13 protein-coding genes and 1 pseudogene are annotated in these 17,525 nt (G+C 44.0%); 1 reads left to right on the top strand and 13 read right to left on the bottom strand.

The annotated features are described in order from the left end of the window. Positions 1-3 precede the first annotated feature (3 nt). A complete protein-coding gene (locus ROSEINA2194_RS00195; protein ID WP_007881960.1) occupies positions 4-528 on the bottom strand; it encodes a YceD family protein in 525 nt (174 codons plus the stop codon). A gap of 199 nt (positions 529-727) precedes the next feature. Continuing rightward, positions 728-1,921, bottom strand: coding sequence for an acetate kinase (locus ROSEINA2194_RS00190; protein ID WP_007881958.1), 1,194 nt, complete (start codon positions 1,919-1,921; stop codon positions 728-730). A gap of 334 nt (positions 1,922-2,255) precedes the next feature. Between ROSEINA2194_RS00190 and ROSEINA2194_RS00185 the strand changes: the two genes are divergently transcribed. Then, a complete protein-coding gene (locus tag ROSEINA2194_RS00185) occupies positions 2,256-3,545 on the top strand; it encodes a tRNA(Met) cytidine acetate ligase (protein ID WP_007881956.1) in 1,290 nt (429 codons plus the stop codon). Positions 3,546-3,549: 4 nt separating this feature from the next. On the opposite strand, the gene ROSEINA2194_RS00180 is transcribed toward ROSEINA2194_RS00185, so the two are convergent. The 11 genes and pseudogenes from ROSEINA2194_RS00180 to ROSEINA2194_RS00130 all read right to left on the bottom strand — a co-directional run bounded on the left by ROSEINA2194_RS00180 (position 3,550) and on the right by ROSEINA2194_RS00130 (position 17,334). Next, entirely contained in the window at positions 3,550-4,371 is an 822-nt protein-coding gene (locus tag ROSEINA2194_RS00180) for a purine-nucleoside phosphorylase (protein ID WP_007881955.1), read from the bottom strand. A 72-nt stretch (positions 4,372-4,443) separates the two neighbouring features. Then, a pseudogene (locus tag ROSEINA2194_RS23370) lies at positions 4,444-5,621 on the bottom strand (phosphoribosylaminoimidazolecarboxamide formyltransferase). A 50-nt stretch (positions 5,622-5,671) separates the two neighbouring features. Beyond that, on the bottom strand, positions 5,672-6,385 hold the full coding sequence (locus tag ROSEINA2194_RS00170) for an IMP cyclohydrolase (protein ID WP_021924008.1): 714 nt from the start codon (positions 6,383-6,385) through the stop codon (positions 5,672-5,674). Between the two features lie 245 nt (positions 6,386-6,630). After that, positions 6,631-7,995: a PFL family protein gene (locus tag ROSEINA2194_RS00165; protein WP_007881948.1), complete on the bottom strand. Its 1,365-nt coding sequence runs from the start codon at positions 7,993-7,995 to the stop codon at positions 6,631-6,633. Between the two features lie 15 nt (positions 7,996-8,010). After that, on the bottom strand, positions 8,011-8,295 hold the full coding sequence (locus ROSEINA2194_RS00160) for an ACT domain-containing protein (RefSeq protein WP_007881941.1): 285 nt from the start codon (positions 8,293-8,295) through the stop codon (positions 8,011-8,013). A gap of 153 nt (positions 8,296-8,448) precedes the next feature. Next, a complete protein-coding gene (locus tag ROSEINA2194_RS00155) occupies positions 8,449-9,246 on the bottom strand; it encodes an MBL fold metallo-hydrolase (RefSeq protein WP_044926646.1) in 798 nt (265 codons plus the stop codon). A gap of 4 nt (positions 9,247-9,250) precedes the next feature. Further along, positions 9,251-11,455, bottom strand: a complete 2,205-nt coding sequence (locus ROSEINA2194_RS00150; protein WP_044926674.1) for a cell division FtsA domain-containing protein — start codon at positions 11,453-11,455, stop codon at positions 9,251-9,253. Positions 11,456-11,523: 68 nt separating this feature from the next. Beyond that, entirely contained in the window at positions 11,524-12,120 is a 597-nt protein-coding gene (gene coaE, locus ROSEINA2194_RS00145; protein ID WP_007881935.1) for a dephospho-CoA kinase, read from the bottom strand. Positions 12,121-12,171: 51 nt separating this feature from the next. Next, on the bottom strand, positions 12,172-14,895 hold the full coding sequence (polA, locus tag ROSEINA2194_RS00140) for a DNA polymerase I (RefSeq protein ID WP_007881932.1): 2,724 nt from the start codon (positions 14,893-14,895) through the stop codon (positions 12,172-12,174). An 88-nt stretch (positions 14,896-14,983) separates the two neighbouring features. Next, on the bottom strand, positions 14,984-16,774 hold the full coding sequence (locus ROSEINA2194_RS00135; protein WP_007881931.1) for an aminopeptidase P family protein: 1,791 nt from the start codon (positions 16,772-16,774) through the stop codon (positions 14,984-14,986). 92 nt (positions 16,775-16,866) lie between these two features. Further along, positions 16,867-17,334 carry an acyl-CoA thioesterase gene (locus ROSEINA2194_RS00130; protein WP_007881929.1) on the bottom strand — a complete coding sequence of 156 codons (468 nt, stop codon included), beginning with the start codon at positions 17,332-17,334 and terminating at the stop codon, positions 16,867-16,869. Positions 17,335-17,525: the final 191 nt, after the last annotated feature.

Genomic DNA, 17,525 nt, shown 5'->3' with positions numbered 1-17,525 from the left:
TACTTACACCTCCTTAAATTTGTTAAAGACATCTTGGATTGCTGCCATTCTTGGATCCAGTTCTGTTCTCTGGCAATTGCAGTCACCCTTATTCAGGTTCATTCCGCACACTTTGCAAATTCCTTTGCAATCCTCTTTGCACAGAACTTTCATCGGCCAGTTTACCAAAATCTCTCCATAGATAAGTTTATCTACATCCAGATCAAATCCAATCAGGTAGTCTATATCCTCCATCTCTTCATCATTGATCGCAGAATTTTCCAGACGGAACTCCTTGTCAATGTCGAAATGGATTCTTGTCGGAACTTCTTCCAGACAACGGCTACACGGTATTGATGCTGCCAGATCCACAGTGCCACTGATACGCAGCTTGCCGCCATCAATGTTTGCGATCTGTAAATCAATCGGTGCCTTTTCAATGATCGGGAACTCGCCTAATCTCGATACAAAGGATTCTAACTCGATCTGAACTTTTTCTGTTAAGGACTTGTTCTCACAAGTTACAACACTTGAAATATCTATAATCACAGCGTTCTCCCCAAAACTCGCTTAAGCCCAAACTCCTAAGCTGAGGTTTTTCACACCTAAATGATTATACATAGGTGTCTTTCTTTTGTCAACCACTTTTTTCACATATTGTCAAGTTTTTTCCCTTGACAGTGTTTTTATGACCGGATCTGCCATTCATTTTCCATCTTTTGCGCAGCAGATCCTGTCTGGTCTCTCATTATTTTACAAGCGCAACTGTCTCTCTTGCAATTGCAAGCTCCTCGTTTGTAGGGATCACGCAGACCTTCACTTTGGAATCCGGTGTGGAGATCACTGCCTCATCACCGTGAGTTGCATCATTGACTTCGTTATCAATAGTAATTCCAAGATAGCCAAGGTAAGCAGCGATCTTTCTGCGGACCAGATTGGTATTCTCACCAATTCCTGCGGTAAATGCGATTGCATCTACTCCGTTCATGGCTGCCACATAGGAACCGATGTATTTTGCAACACGGTAGCAGAATACTTCGATCGCATTGATCGCATATTCATTTCCCTCGTTATAGGCTGCCTCAAGGTCACGGAAATCAGAAGAAATGCCTGTCATTCCCTGTACACCGGACTTCTTATTTAAAACATTCATAACACCTTCAATATCAAGGTTCTCTTTCTTTGCAATGAACTCCATGATTGCAGGATCGATATCACCGGAACGGGTTCCCATGACAAGACCTTCTAATGGAGTAAGTCCCATGGAAGTATCAACACATTTTCCATTGACAACTGCGCTGACAGAAGCTCCGTTTCCAAGATGTGCTACGATCACTTTGGAGTTATTTAAATCCATTCCAAGGTACTCTACCAGACGTTTGGATACAAATCTGTGGCTTGTTCCGTGGAAGCCGTATCTTCTTACTTTGTATTTCTCATAATATTCATGAGGCAGACCGTAAAGGTATGCTTTCTTAGGCATTGTCTGATGGAAAGCAGTATCAAATACACCAACCATAGGCACGTTTGGCATTAATTCCTGGCAGGCACGGATTCCGATCAGGTTTGCAGGATTGTGAAGTGGTGCAAGATCGTTACACTCTTCGATCTGAGCCAGAACTTCCTCTGTCAGAACAACAGAACTTGCAAATTTCTCTCCGCCATGTACGACACGGTGTCCGACAGCATCTACCTCTGCAAGGCTCTTTAAAGCACCTGTCTTAGGATTTACGATAGCATCCAGTACCATCTGGATCGCCTGTTTGTGTGTTGGCATAGCTGCTTCTGTAATCTCTTTGTCGAGACCTGTTTTCTGGTAAACTAATCTTCCGTCGATTCCGATTCTCTCGCAGAGACCTTTTGCCAGTACTGCTTCTGTTTCTGAATCAATGAGCTGGTATTTCAGTGATGAACTACCACAGTTAATTACTAATACGTTCATGATTTTTCTCCTCTATCAACTATATTGTGCCTTATGGCATTTTCTACTTTTTCGGGTCTTCTCAGACAGACCACATATGCTTTTAGTATACGCCTTTCTTTTCTGTGCGACAAGCCACTTTTTGCCATATTTCGTGTATTTAATACGAAACATCTTGTCAATTTTTTAACGATTCTACTTACCGTTTCATAATAGAAAACTACGCTGTCACGGCCAATTTCTTATCATCCGCATTACAATCACGAAACACGGTTCAACAGTCACTTGATTTTTCTTATAAAAATGGTTATGTTACTACTAAGTCATTTTGAGACAGCCAGGAAAGGATCATCCCATGAAAATTACAGGCATTATTGCAGAATACAATCCATTTCACAATGGACATGCTTATCAGATAGCAAAAATAAAAGAGGAAACAGACAGCGATTATGTCATTGTCGCCATGAGCGGAGATTTTGTGCAGCGGGGAGAACCTGCCATCACAGACAAATACGAACGCGCCAGAATGGCACTCTCCTGCGGTGCGGATCTTGTGCTGGAACTCCCTGCTCTTTTTGCCTGCGCTTCTGCAGAATATTTTGCCAGAGCAGGTGTCGCGCTCTTTACACGGATGGGCTGTGTCGACTACCTGTGTTTTGGAGCTGAAAATGCAGACCTTTCCCAGTTAAATAAAATCGCAGGCATTCTTGTCGATGAGCCCCGTTCCTATCAGGATGCCCTGAATATTTATTTAAAAGAAGGGAAAAATTTTCCTGCCGCCAGGATTCTGGCATTAAAATCTTATCTCAGTGCTGAATCTTCCGACGCTGCCTTGCAGACAGAGCAGCTTACCAGCCTCTTATCCACACCAAATAATATTCTTGGCATCGAATACCTGAAAGCATTAAAAACCTGCGGATCACAGATTACACCTTATCCGATTCTGCGGGAAGGTGCCGGATATCATGACACCGATATTCTCTTAAAAAATGCCTCTGCTTCTGCCATCCGGCAGACTTTAAAACAGGCTGGCTCTTCCGGCAGTTCTTCCGGCTCTGCCCCGGATTTTGCATCTTTTTCTGCTGCCATGCCACAGGAAGCTTTCCGGATTTTTTCAGAATATCTCGCCTCCTCCACTTATCTGGAATCGGATGATTTTTCCGGTATTTTAAATTATCTGCTGCTTTTTTATCCGGCAGAAGCACTTGCCTGCTTTGCCGACTGTAATATTGAAATTGCGAACCGTCTGAAAAAGAACCGCAGTGCATTTTCCTCTTTCACGCAGTTTGCTGCCTTAAATCAGAGCCGCGACATTACTTACGCACGCATGAGCCGTATTTTTACGCATATTCTGCTGCATATGACAGCCGAAGATTATAAGCAGGCAAAACAGCTTGGTTATGTCCCTTACCTGCGCCCGCTTGGATTCAAAAAATCGTCTTCTGACGTACTTGGCGAGATCAAAAAACACACGGATATTCCACTGATAGGGAAGCTTGCAAATGCCAGACAGACGCTTTCTGACGATGCCTTCTGGCTTCTTGAAAAAGATATTTTTGCGGCTGATCTCTATGAACAGGTACTTGCGCAAAAAAACAGAACAATCCCACGAAATGAATACACCCGTGAAATTGTTCTACTGTAATGATTCAGATTGTTTTTATCACTTCTGTGACCAGTTGTTTGAATTGTCTGGATACTCGGTCTGCTGTCTCCTGCACTTCTTTGTGATCCAGCTTTTGTTTTGACATGCCGGCGGCAAGGTTGGTAATACAGGAAATACCACAGACTTTCATTCCCATATGATTGGCTGCCACCGCCTCACATGCGGTGCTCATTCCTGCTGCATCGCCTCCCCATGTCCTGCACATGCGGATCTCTGCCGGTGTCTCATAGCTTGGTCCGGTAAACTGCATGTAAACGCCCTCCTGCAGTGGTATCTGAAGTTTTTCTGCCGCCTTTCTCACTTTTTCCTGTAATTCCGGTGCATACACCTCACTCATATCCGGAAATCTCGTTCCGAGTTCGTCAATATTTTCTCCGATCAGGGGATTCGGGACCGCAGTTGTGATGTGATCTGTGATGAGCATAAAATCTCCCGGTTTGAAGTTATAATTCACACCGCCTGCCGCGTTGGTCAGAATGATCTTTTTTGCTCCGAGAAGTCCCATAAGACGTGTTGGAAGCACTACATCCGACATCGGATATCCCTCATAATAGTGCACACGTCCCTGCATGATCACCATGGGCACACCCTCTACATGTGCGAACACAAATCTTCCCTTATGTCCTTTCACTGTGGATACCGGAAAACCTTCGATATCCGCATAGTTGACCGATGCCTCGATTTTCAGATCATCTGCGTAATCACCAAGACCGGAACCTAAAATAAGTGCCGCCTCCGGGACGAAATCCGTTTTCTCCCGGACACTTTTATAGCATTTCATTAATTTTTCATATACTTCGCTCATGGAATGTTCCCCCTTTTGCAATCATAGTGGCGAAACTCTCACTAAAGTTTTTCTATCAATTATATGATCTTATTAATGATGGAATAAGCGAATTCCGGTGAATGCCATGGCAATGCCGTATTTGTTACAGGTTGCAATGACATGATCATCACGGATAGAACCACCTGGCTGGGCGATGTATTTCACTCCGCTCTTATGAGCACGTTCCACATTATCTCCAAATGGGAAGAATGCATCGGAACCAAGCGCAACGTCAGTGTTTTTATCTAACCATGCGCGTTTTTCCTCCCTTGTAAACACTTCCGGTTTTACTTTAAAAATATTCTCCCATGCGCCATCTGCAAGCACATCCATATAGTCCTCACCGATGTAGAGATCAATCGCATTATCTCTGTCTGCACGTCCAATCTTATCTAAAAACTGAAGTCCGAGCACCTGTGGAGACTGGCGTAACCACCAGTTATCTGCCTTAGAGCCGGCCAGTCTGGTACAGTGAATTCTGGACTGCTGTCCGGCACCGATACCGATTGCCTGTCCACCTTTGACATAGCATACGGAATTGGACTGTGTGTATTTTAATGTAATCATGGAAATTGCAAGATCCATTTTCGCAGAATCCGGGATTTCCTTATTCTCTGTCACGATGTTGTCAAAGAAATGCTCATCGATCACAAGCTCATTTCTTCCCTGTTCAAATGTGATTCCAAACACTTCTTTATGTTCGATTGGTGCCGGCACATAATTCGGATCGATCTCGATCACATTGTAGTTTCCTTTTTCTTTGCCTTTAAAATCTCAAGTGCCTCATCTGTATAGCCCGGTGCGATCACACCATCAGACACCTCTCGTTTGATTACAAGTGCTGTCTCTTTGTCACAGACATCGGATAAGGAAATGAAATCGCCGAAAGAAGACATTCTGTCCGCGCCTCTGGCTCTGATATAGGCGTTTGCAAGCGGTGTGAACTCTACGTCCATATCGTCTACCCAATAGATTTTGCGCTCTACCTCAGACAATGGAAGTCCAACTGCTGCTCCAGCCGGAGATACATGTTTAAAAGAGGTTGCTGCCGGAAGTCCGGTTGCTTTCTTTAATTCACTTACCAGCTGCCAGCCGTTAAATGCATCTAAAAAGTTGATATAACCCGGTTTTCCGTTTAACACTTTGATTGGAAGCTCGCCGTTTTCCATATAAATTCTGGATGGTTTCTGGTTTGGATTACATCCGTATTTTAACTCTAATTCTTTCATCTTAATCTCCGCTCCTGCTTATCTTTGATTTTCTAAAAAATTTATGGTCTTTACTTATTTTTATTTACAATTCTTGTCTCGTATTTTCCGGTTTCAATGTCAATGTAACGTACAAATAAGGAAACTTTGTTCTCCTCATTAAGATTTTCCCATACCAGACTGGTAAAGGTATCAATGTCTCCTTCCAGACCAACAAGCTTTGGTTCTCCCTCAAAACTTGGAAGCGGGTTTCCGTCTCCCATATAAGTGTGGATAAAATGTGCTTCTCCGGCAACCGGATTCTGATATGCAAATGTGTAACGGTTACATGCATCCGGATTTCCATTATTGCTCTTTAAAATAGACATTGCATAATTGTAAGTTCCATTGTCAATGTGCATAATTCCGGAAATTCTTGGTGTATAGTTTGGAGCATCCGGCTCAAACTCTCTGGTTCTTAATGCCTGCTCAAACGTCTGCTGTTTATCCATCAACTCATAAATCGTGTCTGTCTGATCCCCATTGGTAACAATTGTTTTATTGCCAAGTACACGAACCGGAGCATAAATGATCAGGCTTGGATCACTTAATTTCGAAGGATCAAATGCCTGTGTACGGATTCCTTCCCCATCCTCCACAAACACACGGTTGCGGCTGTTCTCACTTCTACCCATAATAAAGTAAGCAGTTACTGCATATTTACCATCTGCGGATTTTCCGATGACGATTCCACGTCCTGGATATGAATTTCCTGCAAGTTCATTTGCTAATGAGATTGATTTCATAAATCCTCCTACTCTCCTTTGTTCTACAAAGTTCATTTATCTGTGTAATGATTCAATACCTTTTTATATTAGCATTGCAGTTTTATTTTTACAATGGATTGGCTCTTATTAGTGTCATGAATTTATTTACTAAGTTATATAAGTTGTATTAATATATAATAAAACTCTCTCTTTTCTCAGATAACCGTTGCTGACGGATAAACCATAACGAAAAAACTGCCCACAAAAGTGAGCAGTCCTGAATTCTAGTTTTTAAAGCTGTGGATTGGTGCCGGAATTCTTCCGCCACGGTTGATAAAGTCATCACATGAAAACTGATTTACCGGCATGATCGGTGCATAACCGAACAGTCCACCGAATTCCACCTGTTCGCCAACGCCTTTTCCAATGACCGGGATCAGACGGCAGGCTGTTGTTTTCTGATTGATCATACCGAGCGCCATCTCATCTGCGATCATACCGGAGATCGTAGTTGCCTTTGTATCACCCGGAATTGCGATCATGTCAAGACCAACGGAGCATACGCAGGTCATCGCCTCTAATTTTTCCAGAGTGATGGCACCAGCCTGAACTGCATTGATCATTCCCTGGTCTTCACTGACCGGAATGAATGCGCCACTCAGACCGCCGACATAAGAAGATGCCATGACGCCACCTTTTTTCACCTGATCATTTAACAGTGCCAAAGCTGCTGTCGTTCCCGGTGCTCCTGCATACTCTAAGCCGATCTCGCAGAGAATGTCTGCCACACTGTCTCCGATTGCCGGTGTTGGTGCCAGAGACAGATCGACGATACCAAATGGAATATTTAAAAGTCTTGATGCCTCCTGTGCGACAAGCTGTCCGACACGTGTTACTTTAAACGCTGTCTTTTTTATCGTCTCGCAGAGCACTTCAAAATTCTCGCCACGCACTTTTTCAAGAGCTGTCTTAACAACACCTGGTCCACTGACTCCGACATTGATGATCGCATCCGCCTCTGTCACGCCATGGAAAGCTCCTGCCATAAACGGATTATCATCCGGCGCATTGCAGAACACTACAAGCTTCATACAGTCCACGGAATCACGGTCTTTCGACTGTTCCGCCACCTCTAATAAAATCTCACCCATTAATTTGACTGCGTCCATGTTGATACCTGTCTTTGTAGACGCAAGATTGACCGAACTGCACACACGGTTCGTTCTGCCAAGTGCTATCGGAATAGACCGGATCAGCATCTCGTCTGCTGTTGTCATTCCCTTGGAAACCAGTGCAGAATATCCGCCGATCAGGTTTGCTCCCACTTTTTCAGCGGCGCGGTCTAAAGTGTCGGCGATCGTTGCAAAATCTTCCGGTGTCTTACATGCAGAACCACCTACCAATGCGATCGGTGTCACGGAAATCCGTTTGTTCACGATCGGAATTCCAAATTCATGCTCGATTTTCTCGCCCACTGCGGCAAGATCTTTTGCAACAGTTGTGATGCGGTTATAAATATTTTCATTTAATTTATCCAGATTGGAATCAATACACTCTAAGAGACTGATACCAATGGTAATGGTACGGACATCAAGATTTTCCTGTTCGACCATTTTATTTGTCTCATTTACCTCAAAGAAATTAATCATTTACTGCTTTCCTCCCTAGATTCTGTGCATCATATCGAAGATCTCTGCTTTCTGGCACTTGATCGATACGCCGATCTCCTCGCCCAATACGTCCAGATCTTTCTGGCAGTCTGCAAAAGCTTTTGCAGCCTTTGTCATGTCAACGATCATCATCATATTGAAGTATCCAGATACGATGGTCTGGGAAATATCTAAAACATTTACTCCATTTTCTGACAGATAAGTACAGACTTTTGCAATGATACCTACTGTATCTTTTCCTACTACTGTAATAATGGTTTTATTTGCATTATGTTCCATGGTTCATGCCTCCTCACTGTATTCTGCCCGGTTCCGTCAGATTTTTCTCACGTTACCAAGATAAATTTTAATTATGTTCCATATTAGCATACTCTTTTTATTATTTCCACTACTTAAGCTCTTTTTATTTATTAAATCATCTAATAAATGTTATTAGAATACTATTTTTTGCGATACTTCGTCACGCTTCGCCACAAACATTGGGAAATCATCGCCCTTATAAGGGTTATCTCCCAGCTCCACTTCCAGACGCACCGTCTCATAGGCAAGCTCCGGATAATTATTTTCTTTGCTCAGATGTCCTAACACGATATGTTTCAAATGATCGTGGAGCACTTTTCCTAACAATTGTCCACTCCGCTCGTTCGACAAATGTCCTTTATCCCCAAGGATACGCTGTTTCAGAGGATATGGATATGCTCCTGCCTGAAGCATGCGCACGTCATGGTTGGCTTCTAAGAGCAGCACGTCCACATTCTGCAGCTTCTCCACAATATGGTCGTCATAGGTTCCAAGGTCTGTCATGACTGCCACGTTCTTTTCCTGCTGTCTGATCTTGTAGGCAACCGGATCTGCCGCATCATGGGAGATGGACACCGGTTCAATCGTAAGATCACCGATTGTAAACTCCCTTTCCGACTCGATCACCTGAAAAAGTGCCTCGTCTATTTTTCCAACGGTTTTTGTATGTAAAATAGCATCAACGGTTTCCCCTGTTGCATACATCGGAATGCCATATCTTCTTGCAATCACTCCGAGTCCTGCGATATGGTCGATATGCTCATGTGTGATGAGGATTCCCTGCATATCTGCAGTCTTTAGATCAATACTGTTTAAACCGTTCTCAATCCTTTTTCCACTGATTCCCGCATCGATCAGCACATGACAGTCATCTGAGCCGACACAGATACAATTTCCGCTGCTTCCGCTTGCAATACTGCATAATTCCATAAATCTATTTCTCTTTCCAAGCCAGTTCGATCACATCACCATCTTTTAATTCTGCGGTGTACTGTGCATTCTGGCCATTTAATTTTGTAATGATCGCTCTTCCTGCAGAGGCAGAAAGGTCAAATTCGTAAAATTCAAAGAGATCCACAAACATATAGGACTCTCTTCCTGTCAGCGTGACCGGTGTGCCATTGATGATAACTTCCACAGAATGCGTTTCCTTCTCTTTGGCTTCCTCCGAAGTTTCGTTATCTGCCGGACTTTCCTCCGCCGTCTGCGTTTCTTCATCCGTTGTCACAGATGCATCATCCGCTGGTACGCTGTCTTCTGTCTCACCTGCCGTTCCGCTGTCTGAAACATTCTCCTCCGGTGCCTCTGCCGTATCTGCTGTTTCTTCAATGCCTTCAGCGGCCATCTCCTCTATTGTATCAGACACATGTGTGCGGAAGGACAGGATCGTCCACTCAATATTAAAGTTCTCATAGACAAAATAATTCAGGTCGACCACCCGGTTATTCACAATGATCTCTTTTTCCGTGTCGATCTCCACATCCATAAATTCTGCGATCTGCTCGACGGTATAATAAGCCCTCGTCTCAATTTCGTCTCCCTCTTTGATCAGGTAAGAGGCTGGTTCTAATTTACCATTTACCTCAACAAAACGCGGGCATACGATTTTCCTGCCGTTGACAATAAATGTTATGGTGGATGTATGGTACTCCTCTAACTGCTCGATGGTGATCATGGCATCCGCTCCCGCAGTGGATGGGCAGATCTCGATCTCTGAATTCGGTTCTAACTTAGTATTGATGCCTGCCGGTTTTCCATTCATAGTGATCACAGCAGATTCCCCTGGCAGACCCCTCTCCACTTTTGCCACACCATTGACGGTATAGTTCACTTCTTTTCCACGTTTTGGAAACAGATCTTCATTGGCTACTCCCGCCTGTAATGCGGCATCCATGATCAGAAGCTTATTGTTGTCATACATCTTAATCCGTTCGCCGTTCAAATGTACCATGATAAAACTGTTTTTCTGGTCATAATAATTCAGACAGATACCGATCGGAGTTACGATGAGCGGATCTTTTTCGATATCCGGCTGTTCAAAGGTTACTTCCTGCAGTACTTCCTCACCGCGGAGAGCAACACGCTCCTGTGGAAGTCCAAGTTTATCTGCCAGCATCTCGGTGTAACCGTGGATTTTTCCGCCTCCACCAACGACAAATGTAGCACTGACAGTCTGTCCGCCATTTAACTCTTTGATTTTCTCCGCCACTGCGGTCGTCATTTTATCTGTTACAGGCTCTATGAGTTCCCATACTTCCTTCGCAGGAATGGAGTGCTCGATCATCATGATATCTTTGTATGTGATCATTTCCCCGGTCGTACTTGCAAGCTTGATACGCTCTGCGGTCTGGAAATCGACCAGATAATGCTGTACGATCAGTTCTGTCAGTTCATCTCCGGCGAGTGGAATCATGCCATAGGCAATGATACTTCCATCTTTCGTGACGGAAATATCCGATGTTCCGGCTCCGACATCGACTAACGCGATATTCAGCATACGGAACGATTCCGGGATGGCAACGTCAATCGCTGCAATAGGCTCCAATGTCATATTGGCAACTTCAAGACCTGCCTGCGCCACTGCAGAATACAGTCCGTCCACAACATCCTCCGGCAAAAATGTCACGATGATATCCTCACTGATGACCTCTGCCTTATGTCCTTCGATGTTGGAATAAACCTCCTCATTCAGATAGTATTTCACAACAGAATATCCCACGCAGTAAAACTTGTATCTTGTGTCATTTTTCTCTTTTAATAGGGACTGTGCCTTTTCAATTCCAAGCAGATCCAGTGTATGGATATCTTCCTTCGTAACAACGGTCTCTTCCGGATATTCATATTCTACATTTGTCGTTACTGTTTTTAACACACGACCGGCTGCTGCGATACATACTTCTGTCAGCGGACATTCAATCTGTTTCTCCAATTCCTCTTTTACCGTCTGGATCACTTTGCCCACACGGCCAATGTCATGAATCTGTCCATCGATCATCGCCCTTGTCTCATGCTGCATGACATACTGTGCCACAACGATAAATTCATTTCCTTCCTTATATCCAACCGTACCTACTACATTTCGTGTTCCAATGTCCAGTCCAAATACATATGGCTGTTCGAATGTCTGTGTTTCATTCATCTGTAGTGTCCTCTCACTTACCTTTTCTTTGTAATTCCCTGATCCGTTCCAATTGTCTGCAAAATCCATCAGATAGCGCACACTGCCGCATCAATCTGTCTCTGCATTTCCTCTAACCCTTCATTGTTGTCGATCACAACACTGCAATGTTTCCGGTACTCTGCTTCCTTCAACTGACTCGAAAAAATCTGCTGTACCTTCTCTCTGGAATACCCACGGGATTCCATCAGTCTTGCCTCGCGGATTTCCTCTCTGGTATAAATATACCAGAGTTCATCACAAATTTCATCATAATGTTCTTCAATTAAAAGTGCCGCTTCCAAAACAAGCAGTGCAAGCGTTCCTTCCTGTCTCTCTCTTTTCGCTTCTGCTATCACATATGCTTTCACTGCCGGATGTACGATTCCATTCATCCCGGCACGCTTGTTCTCGTCTGAAAAGATCACCTTCGCCAGTTTTATCCGGTCAAAATGTCCATCTTCCTTATAAATATCATGCTCCGGAAAAGCCTGTCTGATCTGCTCATAACAGTCCGTTCCCGGTTCCATAAGTTCATGTGCAATCTCATCCGCCAGCATGACACGCACGCCCGGTTTGGTTGCCATATAATCTAAAACTGCTGATTTTCCGGCTCCTACACCACCTGTGATCCCTATAAATTTCATATTTTCCGTCCACCCTTATCTTCTTTCGTGCTGTCCGTTTCTGATGCAAAGCTATTTTGCCTCGTACCAGTTCTTTCCGGTGTGAAGGTCAATTGCCAGAGCCACCTTCAGATCTGCTGCCTGCTGCATACCTTCCGTCAGGATTTCTTTTACTCTATCAATCTCATCCTCTGCTGTCTCAATTAAAAGTTCATCATGCACCGTGATGATCAGTCTTGATTTCAAATGTTCCTCCAACAGCCTGTCATGCACACGTATCATAGCAATCTTGATAATGTCTGCGGCTGTTCCCTGAATTGGCGCATTCATTGCCACACGCTCTCCAAAAGAACGCTGCATAAAGTTACTGCTGGAAAGTTCCGGAACCGGACGCCTTCTTCCAAACATGGTTGTCACGTATCCGTTCTTTTTGGCATCCTCCACAAGTCCGTCTAAAAATGTCTTGATCTTTGGATATGTTTCAAAATACCGTTCGATATACTCTGCTGCCTCTTTTTTACTGATACTTAAATCCTGGCTTAATCCAAAGGAACTGATTCCATATACGATTCCAAAGTTTACCGCTTTGGCATTTCTTCGCTGTAAATCTGTCACCTCATCAAATGGAATGTGGAATACCTGTGATGCAGTGATTCTGTGGATATCCTGTGCCTCTCTGTACGCCTCGATCAGTTTTTCATCCCCGGACATGTGCGCTAACACACGAAGCTCGATCTGCGAATAATCGGCGTCCATGAACACACATCCCTTTGCCGGTAAAAATGCTTTTCGTATCAATCTGCCAAGTTCAATCCTCATCGGGATATTCTGGAGATTCGGCTCTGTACTGCTCAGCCTTCCGGTAACCGTGATCGTCTGGTTAAAGGAAGTATGGATTCTTCCATCCTCCTTAATATAATTGGCAAGTCCATCTGCATAAGTGGATTTTAACTTGGTAAGCTGGCGGTATTCCAAAATATCTGCAACAATTGGATACTCTGGTGCAAGTTTGTCTAACACATCTGCGGCTGTCGAATATCCGGTCTTTGTCTTCTTTCCGTAAGGCATTTCGAGTTTTTCAAACAGGATCACACCTAACTGTTTTGGAGAATTGATATTAAACTCTTCCCCTGCTTCCTGATAAATCCGGGTTTCTAACTCTTTGATGCGGACTGCAAGTTTCTCCCCGTACTCTTTCAGATTGGCTGCATCAATGGCAATTCCTGTGTGTTCCATGTCTGCAAGCGTAAACACTAACGGCATCTCAATAGTTTCATAGAGCTGTTCCATTCCGGTTGCCTTCAGCTCTTCCATCATTGCTTTTTTGCTGGAAAATGCAGTGTACGCCATAAAGCAGACTGTCTTTAAAAATCCTTCCGGTTTCTCATCCATTGCCAGATCATAGCCTGACTTTCCAAGCAGATCCACTCTCGATGGGATCATCAGGCTGCAGTAATCCTTTGCGATGTCTTCATACGGATATTCATTTTTTAACGGATTCAGCAGATATGCTGCGATGACGTTGTCAAAAATGTTTTTCTGGTTCAGACATCCGTTCTCTCTCTGCTCGATCATATGGAGCAGTCCAAGCTGCGGTTTTAAATCCAGTGTCATGTATCCTGCCGCCTCAGAGTGTGTGAGGAGGTCTGACAACACGCTGCTTGTCAGTTCTTCCCCAGCCTTGAAAAAGTAGGTGTCTTTCTCCCCAAAGCAGACTGCCATTCCAAGAAATTCATTCGTCTGCGGTGCTGCAAAAAGATTCATCTGCCCCCCCGCATCCATGTTCGCATCCTTTTTTTCCTCCATCGGAATGATCTGAAATGCACATTCTATGCCTTTGATCTTTGCAAAAATCTTTTCGGCTTCCTTCTTCTCTGTCACAAGCTTAAAATGTTCTTCCGCCTGATTCTTTGGTGCATCCACCTCAAATCTGCCAAGCATATTCTTAAACTCCAGACGTTTGCACAAAAGATATGCTTCCTCTGTATACAGATCTTTGATCTGCTCTAATCTTGCACTCTGCAGATCATAGTCAATATCTGCATGGATCTCGATTGTCGCTAATGTCTTACTCATCTGTGCAAGCTCATAATTTTCCTTTAAATTCTTGCTTGCCCGCGGTGGTTTGATCTCATCCACATGCGCATAACAGTTTTCAATGCTGCCGTACTGCGCAATGAGAGCTGTTGCTGTCTTTTCTCCGATTCCCGGAACACCCGGGATATTATCCGAAGTATCGCCCATCAATGCTTTCACATCGATAAACTCGATCGGCGTCACATGATATTTGTCCAAAACTTCCTTCGTATTATAATCCTCGATCTCGGTTCCGGTGCGCTTTGTTTTCGGAATACGGATTTTAATATGGTCGGTAGCAAGCTGCAATAAATCCCTGTCTCCTGACACAACGGATACTTCAAGTCCCTCTGCTTCGCTGCGTTTTGCAATGGTCCCCAAAATATCATCCGCCTCATAACCACCTTTTTCCACGATAGTCACACCCATGGCTTTTAACATTTCCTTCATCAGAGGCACCTGTTCGCGAAGTTCCTCCGCCATCGGCTTTCTGGTTCCCTTGTATTCTGCATACATCTTATGACGAAAAGTTGGCTGTGATACATCAAAGGCAACCGTCAGATAGTTTGGCTGTTCCTCCTCTAAAATCTTAAATAAAATATTTAAAAATCCATAGACCGCATTGGTATGAAGTCCCTCGGAATTCGTCAGATCCGGGATTCCGAAAAATGCCCGGTTTAAAATGCTGTGTCCATCGATCAGTACCAGCTTTTCACTCATAAACTTTGTGTCTCCTTCTTATTTTTTCACTGCTCATAAAAAAGCAGTAAAGGGGCTGCCGCATGCGGCAGTCCCATCCTGTGACAAATTAAATTGCGCGGGTATACTTCTTCAGCCACTCGTTCTCTTCCTCTGTCATGTAAGGAGAGAGCACTTCATATACCTTCTTATGATAATCATTTAACATCTGCTTCTCACGTGGGCTCATCTGCTCCGGATCGATTCCATCCAGATCGATCGGTGCGTAAGTGATGTTCTCAAATTCCATAAACTGACCATATTCATTCTTCTCTGCTTTGCGGCAGACCAGTTCATTCTCCGTGCGGATACCATACTTTCCTTCCAGATATACACCCGGTTCATCGGTTGTGATCATACCCTCTTCCAGCACACCGCTGTCATGGCGTTCCGGCACGATCTTCCAGCGGAAACCGTTTGGTCCTTCATGTACATTTAAGATATAACCGACACCGTGTCCTGTACCACATTTGTAGTCAATTCCCATGTCCCACAATGGACCTCGTGCGAGAATATCCAGATTCAGACCGCATGCACCATATAAAAACTTCGCATTGGCAAGCTTCATATTGGAACGGCATACTGCTGTGAAATGCTGTTTCATCTCATCGCTGATCGGACCTAACACAAAAGTTCTCGTGATATCGGTTGTTCCCTCATAATAATGTCCGCCTGAATCTACCAGTAAAAAGCCTTCCGGTTTTAATTCGGTATTGGATTCCGGTGTTGCAGAATAGTGCATCATCGCTGCATTTGCACCGTAGGCACTGATGGTCGTAAAGCTTAAATCAATAAAGTTCTCCTGCTCTCTTCTTCTTGCCTCCAGATAATCGGACGCAGAAATCTCTGTCATTGGGATTTTGCCGATATTTGTTTTCAGCCAGTACATGAACTTTGTCACTGCCACACCGTCTTTGACATGTGCAAGGCGGGTGTTATCCACCTCAACCGGATTCTTGACTGCCTTCATCAGCTCGGTAGGGTTTGGTTTATTTATAACCTGAATGTTCTTATTTAATTCACTGCAGATACGATAATTGACACTGCTCTTGTTCATCAGAACCACGGCACTCTCCGGAATGGTCGGAACATAAGTGTAAATATCATCGTATGGTCTTGTCTCGATATGATTTTCCTTCAGATAAGCGCGGATAGTATCATCCACCACTTCTTCCTGTAAAAACCAGATACACTGATCCCTGGTCAGAACAAGATAGGACAATACTACCGGAACGCTCTGGATATCACCGCCACGGATATTCAAAAGCCATGCTATATCGCAAAGGCTCGTAAGAATGTGGACATCTGCACCTTCCTCTGCCATCTTTGCACGCACATCTTTGATCTTCTCTGCAGTGCTCTTTCCGGAATATTTTTCTTCCAGTATAAATAATGGAGCTTTGGATAACTCCGGTCTGTCTGTCCAGATCAGATTGATCAGATCTTCCCCTACAAAAAGAGAACCTTTCTTTTCCTCTGCGATTGCCACAAACTTTTCACCCCAGGCACCGTTTACGGTTCTTCCGTCAAAACCGATGCAGCCGCCCTGTGGCAGTTTGTCTTTTACAAATTCTTCTACGGTAGGTACACCTTCCTCTGCCATACGATATAACGTGACAGTGCTTCCCTCTAACTGTTTCTCAGCCTGCACAAAATAGCGTCCGTCTGTCCAGAGTCCTGCTTCCTTTAACGTGATGACTGCCGTTCCTGCGGAACCGGTAAATCCTGTAATAAACTTTCTCGCCTTAAAATGCTCCCCAACATACTCTGACTCATGAAAATCAGCGGTTGGTACTACATAAATATCAATACTTCTGCGTTTCATCTCTTCGCGAAGCGCAGTTAATCTCTCTGGTATCATTTTTCTTCCTCTCTCTATGTCTCATTTATGCCTGTATGGCATATTATCAGTTACTGTTCACTCGTATCTCGTTCCAGTAACGATTATCACTCTTAATTCTCATCCGTGAACTCAAAAAACTTCGTGTCGATCTCCGGATAAGACCTTTTTAAGGAAATCGGTCTGCCGGAACGGTTCAAAAAGCAATGTGAACTCTTTGCCGTTGTGCGCAGCTCCCCAGTCTCTTTGTCTGTCATCTGGTATTCCACATCCATCTTGATTCCGTTATACTTTGTGATCTTCGTCTCGATCACCACCGTGTCATCAAAATGAACCATACTGTGGTACTCGCAGGACACCGACAATACCGGACTGATGATCTCCATCTCTTCCATCTGCTTATAACTAAGCCCGATCTGTTCCATCAGATCCATCCTTGCCTCTTCCATCCATTTGATGTAGTTGGAATGATGGATAATTCCCATCTGGTCTGTCTCATAATACTTTGCGTGATGCTCATAAGGGCGGATCTTGATCGCGCTCTCATCTTCCCCATAAATCCGTATCTCTTTTCCAGCCATGATCTGTCACTACCTTTCTATTTATCTTCAATAGCTGCCTGTGACTATCTTATCACTGCGGTAGTTTTATTTCAATGCCACTCTCTAAAATATTCCTGATAATCTTCTTCATCTGCAAAAAGCATGTACGCTCCGTCCACATATCCCATATAGCCTGCTTCGATCACATATCCCTTCATAAAAAAACACTC

The organism is Roseburia inulinivorans DSM 16841 (assembly GCF_000174195.1).
In the GTDB taxonomy this organism is placed as follows: Bacteria; Bacillota; Clostridia; order Lachnospirales; family Lachnospiraceae; genus Roseburia; species Roseburia inulinivorans.
Note: the sequence above shows the minus strand (reverse complement) of the source record. Positions and strands in the feature narration are given on the sequence as shown.